A 5656-nucleotide genomic window follows, 5' to 3' on the forward strand; every position below is an offset into this window, starting at 1 on the left:
GCGGTGAGAACTCCCCCGATCTGCACCCCATCCACACTGATGGTGTACTGCGCATCGCCGAGATAGGCGTCCTGGCTGAGCTTGAGCACCAGCGCATCGGGCCCGCTGCCAATCGTGGCATCCGCCGTGACCACCGCGGTCGGCGCCGATGTCAGGGTCTCCAGGGAGCCGCCACCGTCGAAGAATGAGACGCTGACACGAAGCTCCTTGCCAACCAGGGCACCCAGCGGGGTGAGGGATGCGTCGTTGGCGCCATCGATGCTCGTCCAAGTCCCGTCGATCAAGGCTTCCCACTGGTAACCGAAGTCGCTTGGCAGCGGCAGCCCGTCGTGGTCGGTAATGCCGGCCAGCGAGACCGTCAGCGCCTGGCCCTTGATCGGCGTCAAGTCGCTGATCGTTGGGGCGCCGCTCGCTGGGAGATTGATCAAGGTGATGGTCTGATCGGCGAACTGCGCCCGCTCGATATTGTGCACCGTATCGATACCGTCGGACAGGGCATTGCCGACCAGCACCGGGTTGGTGTGAGCGATGGTGAAGCTTCCGTTACCCAGATTGACGATCGTGTACTCTTCGAGGTTGCCGCGGAATACCGCAACATCGACATCATCGCGGCCATCCGCTTCGAGGATCTCCCGCACGATGCGCAACTGGCTGGGGTTGATCTCGCGTGACAGCATCTTGGCCGCGAGTGTCGTCATGCTGTCGTGCGATTCGATCTCCAGCTCCGGGTTGACTTTATCGCGGACGCTGATGCGGACATTGAGCCACTTGTCGCCATCGATGACATCATTCCCACCGCGGCCTTCGATCAGGTCACTCCCGTCGCCGCCGAGGAGAATGTTGCCGGCATTGAACGCCACGGTGGCCTCGAGGTCGCCGCTCGTCGGCCTCGGGTCCACCAAATCGCCGAGGAGTTCGCGCAGTCCGGTGATGCGATCGATGCCCGCCTGGGAGAGCTCATGGCCGGCAAAGCCGAGTTCGCCACCGGCGCCCACCGGTGGGACCTCCAGAGTCACGTCGCCGACGTCGTCGCCGCGCAAGATGTCGTTATTGTTCCACCCCGACAGCGCCTCCACCCGGTCGAACCGGTCGCGCAGAATGTCCTGCTCGTCGGTGGTGAAGATCGGCTTGGTCAGATCGGAGTCGGCGGCCTCCTGGTTGCCTTTGTGGATCGCCCAGTCAAAGCCCAGCATGCCCTCATTGCGCATGACGCTCTCGCCCTGGACCATGATGTCGTCGCCGGATTCGGCGTCGAAATCATGCTCATTCTGGCCGGCGAACATGACGTCGTGGCCGATGATCGAGGAGTTGAAGTTCAGCTCCGAGTTGTCGCCGGCCGAGGTGTCGAAGCCGTTGCCGGCCTCGATCCAGTCGTCGCCCTCATTGCCGAGCAGAAAATCACCGCCCTCGCCGCCCAGGATGAAGTCGTTTCCGAGGCCACCGAAGGCTTCCTTGCCGTCCGGCCCGGTGATGATGAAGTCTTGCCCCTCATTGCCGAAGACCAGGGCCAGGCCGCTGCCGGCGTGGATGACATCATTGCCCTCCTCGCCATGCAGCATATCGACTTCGCCGATATCGGTGCCAGAGTTGGTGATGATGTCATCACCCCTGCCACCATGGATGCGGTCGACACCGTAGCCCGCCTCAATCCGGTCGTTGCCGTCCCGCCCCCAGGCGGAGTCGTCACCCCCGCCGGCCACGATGGTGTCATCGCCGTTGGTGCCCTGGATCAGGACGTGATCGTTGGTATTGACCCGGATCGATTCGGCCACTCCGTCCCCGTTTGCGTCGACGCGCTGGACCATGGGCGAGACGGCTTCGAGGAAGGGGTCCTCCTGCACCGGGTCCACATAGCCGAACTTCGACTGCATGGCCTTGTCCATGTAGAGGACATGATCGGGAACGGAGAAGATGTCGCCAGGCAGTGCGTAGCCGGTCTCACCCAGATCAGTGTTGTTCAACACCATCTTGGCAAACGAGTTGTTCTCCAGCTCGTTCAGCAAGTTCAGGCCCTGAACCCGGGAGAGATAGTACAGCCGGTCCCCGTTCTGCAGATTTTCCATTTGCAGTTCGAAGATGAACGAGAAGGTGGAGCCCAACATGCCGCCAAAGGCCATCTTCTTCTCGGCCATGCCCCCGACCCACAGGTCGACGTCATCGAGGCCGCCCAGCTTCGCCGCATAGCTGCCAGTGCCGTTGAGGAAGGCCTGGCGGTCTGCCTCGTCCAGGCTCGCATCGCCGAACACCAGCTTCATGGCCGCGTCGCGCCGACCATCCGCGGTCGTCGCTGAGGTCACCGTGGCATGCGTGCCGTAGGCCGCGATGAAGTTCACAATGGAGGCGGGGTTCTTCAGGTTCAGCGCGAAATCCATCCAGCTCGTATAGGGATCGAGCTGGCTGTCTCCGTTCGCCGCCTCCTTAAACTGCGCGCGGGCGGAGTTCAGGGACGGCATGCCGGTGTCGCGGCCACGGGCAATGTTCAGTGCCGCAAGGTCGAGCGGAATGCCAACGAGCTGGTTGCGCAGGACGTCCGTGACGAACTCGTCGATCTCGTTGCCGACCTGGCTTGTCATGCCGCGGATGATGGCGCCGGCGGCGATCTCATGACTCACCGTGTCCGACCCGAAAGCAAGCGGGTTCAGGAAGGCCTCGAACAGGTCCATGCCGGCATCGCTGCCGTCGGCATTGGTGGCTGCCACCTCCTGGGTCAGCATGGAGTGGCCGAAGCGGTACACGACGTGGGCAAACTCGGCGAGAATGGCCGGGTTGATGTCCGTCGAGGCGTTGAACACGAAAAGGTCCACGTCCGGCTGAACCTTGCGGGCGAACTCCTCGAAGACCAGGTGCTGGTACTGCATCTCGGTGGTGAACCGCGCCGCCTGGAACAGGCGCTCGCCGTCCCATTGCAGGGTTGCAATAACCTCCGGATCGCTCGGGATGGCAGCGACATCAACGAGCAGCCATTCGTTGAGGAAGGCGAGATCCCCGGATTCGAGCGCCCGCGTCTTGACCTGCTCGACCGTGTGGTTGTGCTCGGAATGGAAGATGTGATGCACGGCCGAGAGGCCGATGTTCTCGTTGCCGCGCCCGTCGCCGGTGATGTAGTGCGCGTCGAGCAGCTCGTCGTCGTAGAAGCGATTCAGGTTGATGTATTTGGGGTTAGCGGCGCTCTCCAGCTTGGTCGCGTCGAAATCCGGGTTCAAGGCGACCTGTGCAAGGGTCTTCATCTGCCAGCTGTCGCCAGGCTGGGTCGGCAGTCCGTAGTAGGGATTGGCCACGGCCGACTGATGGACACCGACGGCGTCGTCCGCAGGCGTCGAGGTGGCGTCGTCCGCAGAAGTAGGGGCGTCGTCGTCCGCGTACATCTTCTGCCCGCGATCGTTCACCGTCTTCGCCGCGTGCGCGATGTCGTCGAGGAAGGCGTGGCCGGTGCGCACGGCTCCGGCCGTGCTGATCGGCGCGGTCAGGTTGCCCTCGACGATCACGTCGTCACCGCCGCCAAACTTGTTGTCCGGGCCCAGGCTCATGACGAGCTGTGGGAGCCCATTCGGGCCACGGACGAACTCGCCGTACTCGTCCATGACGAAGAGCGGGATGTTCGTGATGTCGGCATCGGTCAGGGTGATGCCGAGCATGGCCTTGGCCTGCTCCTTGACATCCGCCCAGGTCGCAAGTCCGCGATCACCCTCGAGCAGCTTGCCGGTGGCCAGCGGCTTGCCATCGACCAGCGCGTATTCCCGCAGGAAGAGCTGGTGCGACGAATGGGAGGTGTAGGTCTGGTTCTGGTCGACCCACGGCGTCGTCAGGTTCTCGGCGGCAGCCGGGGCGCGGGTGAGCGCCATGAAGTTGGTGTGCGGGCTCGCCGGGTTGTAAAGCGGATCGTCCTGCTGCAGCGGGATGTAGATCGTGCCGTTACCGCCCTTCGATAACAGGTCGAGACCATGGTCGAAGAACTGGCCGAACAGCGTGAACCAACCATTATAGGGCGCCGACAGCCCCTCGTCCGGCGCGACATTCGGGAGGACGACGCTGTTGCCGTCCATCGCGATGCCATAGTGCTCGAGGACTGGCGCGAGCGCGACCTCAGCCGCGCTCTTCGCCGCGGCTGCTTCTGCCTTGGCCTCGGGGGTGGTCGCCGTCTTTGCGGCGAGCAACGCGGCCTTGACCGGCGCATAGGCCGCGGTGATCGCGTTCAGCGCCGGGAGGACCGCCGCGCCGGTCACGCCAGCATGGGTCAGGGCCGCGTAAATGGCCGCCGGATTCCCCAGCGTCTGGTCGACAATCAGGTTGGAGATGAGGCGTGGGTCGGCGTCGACGACGGCGCCTGCCTGGCCGTAATTGTTGTTGTTGCCAGGCACGTAGCCGGGCGGCATCGCGTCATCGCCCTCGTTACGATATGCGGGGTCGGTGATGCGCGGGAACGGATTGTCGGCGGCGCCCCATTGGTCGCGGCCCTCGACCAGATTGTTGTAGCTGCCGTCGACCGTGCGCAACCCATAGGGCGACAGCGTAGTTGGGATGGCCAGCGTTGTCGTCACGCCCTCAGGAACGGTGTCGGTATTGCCGTAGACAATCCCGTCATCGCCGAGGCGGATCTCAGTCAGCGGCGTGCCCGCCGAATGCACCTCTGCAATCTTGATCTGCTTGAGGATAAACTCAAGATCGTGCTTGACCAGGTTGACCATGGGGGCTCGGGCTCCTGCGAATTGATGATATTTGGGTGTTTGGGGTAAATAATTAGACAGTCACGGTCGACTAACGCGATGCGTTAGAAGACTCGAGTTCTGGTGGTGAGCTGGACCGCCTGCGGCGGATGCAATCGCGCTTGGTGCGGGGGGGGCGCCTCGAGACTGCCGCTGGGGCGGGTTTAGTCTTGCAGCGGCCCAGGGCGGCCGGGCGGCCCCCCGCGACGTCGGCCGCACCGCATCACACCAGCCCCTCTGACCTTGATAGTAGGGATCACCGTCTGCCCTCCCATTTGCGCACCGGTCTTTCTCTATTTAGTGAGAACAGCGCCGGTACGTTCTATCTCTGATAGGGAGAAGATCTAATGATCGGTCGGCAGACGGAAATCACGAGAGCGACAAACCATTCTACTATTGTCATGAGTTTCGTCACGAAGCGGTGTTTACTTCGATAACGCGTGATAATACCCACGTATAACAGAGCGGTGTTCTGTGAAGAGGCGCATAGGGGCTTGATGATTCGAAATTTTTTCCTGGCAATACAACCATTCAGCGAGGAAAAACTCTGAATTCGGGCAAATCAATTACTTACAGTTGTACTATTTGCCGTGGAGCATCCGGGCTGGAGCCAGGGGCGCCGTCGTCCTAGGGTCTGTGACCGGACTGTCTGACTAACCGATCTGGCTCCGATCTGGTCTCTGGCCGCGCCACCTTGGAAGGTCTTGAGGCTTTCAAGGAACGCGGCCATGACCAGGACAAGCCTGGACGACGCCCAATGGGTGTCGCTGATGCTGGTGATGCAGCAAATCCCCCTTGTCTGGAAGCGTGATGACGTGGCACTGCGCCGCTTCGTTGAGGCGGCGCTCTGGATTTGCCGAACCGGCGCGCCGTGGCGCGACCTGCCAGACGGGTTGGGTCTCTGGTCGAGCGTCTATCACCGCTGGCGGCGTTGGTGTCTGCGCGGCTGGTGG

Annotated in this window: 2 protein-coding genes; one reads left to right on the top strand and one right to left on the bottom strand. The window is 62.6% G+C overall.

What is annotated here, in order from left to right:
* A partial coding sequence (locus BLR02_RS27780; protein WP_281201442.1) for a peroxidase family protein occupies positions 1–4685 on the bottom strand: 4685 nt, incomplete at its 3' end.
* Positions 4686–5431: 746 nt separating this feature from the next.
* Between BLR02_RS27780 and BLR02_RS27790 the strand changes: the two genes are divergently transcribed.
* A partial coding sequence (locus BLR02_RS27790) for a transposase (protein ID WP_143018379.1) occupies positions 5432–5656 on the top strand: 225 nt, incomplete at its 3' end.

The organism is Belnapia rosea (genome assembly GCF_900101615.1).
Classification (GTDB): domain Bacteria; phylum Pseudomonadota; class Alphaproteobacteria; order Acetobacterales; family Acetobacteraceae; genus Belnapia; species Belnapia rosea.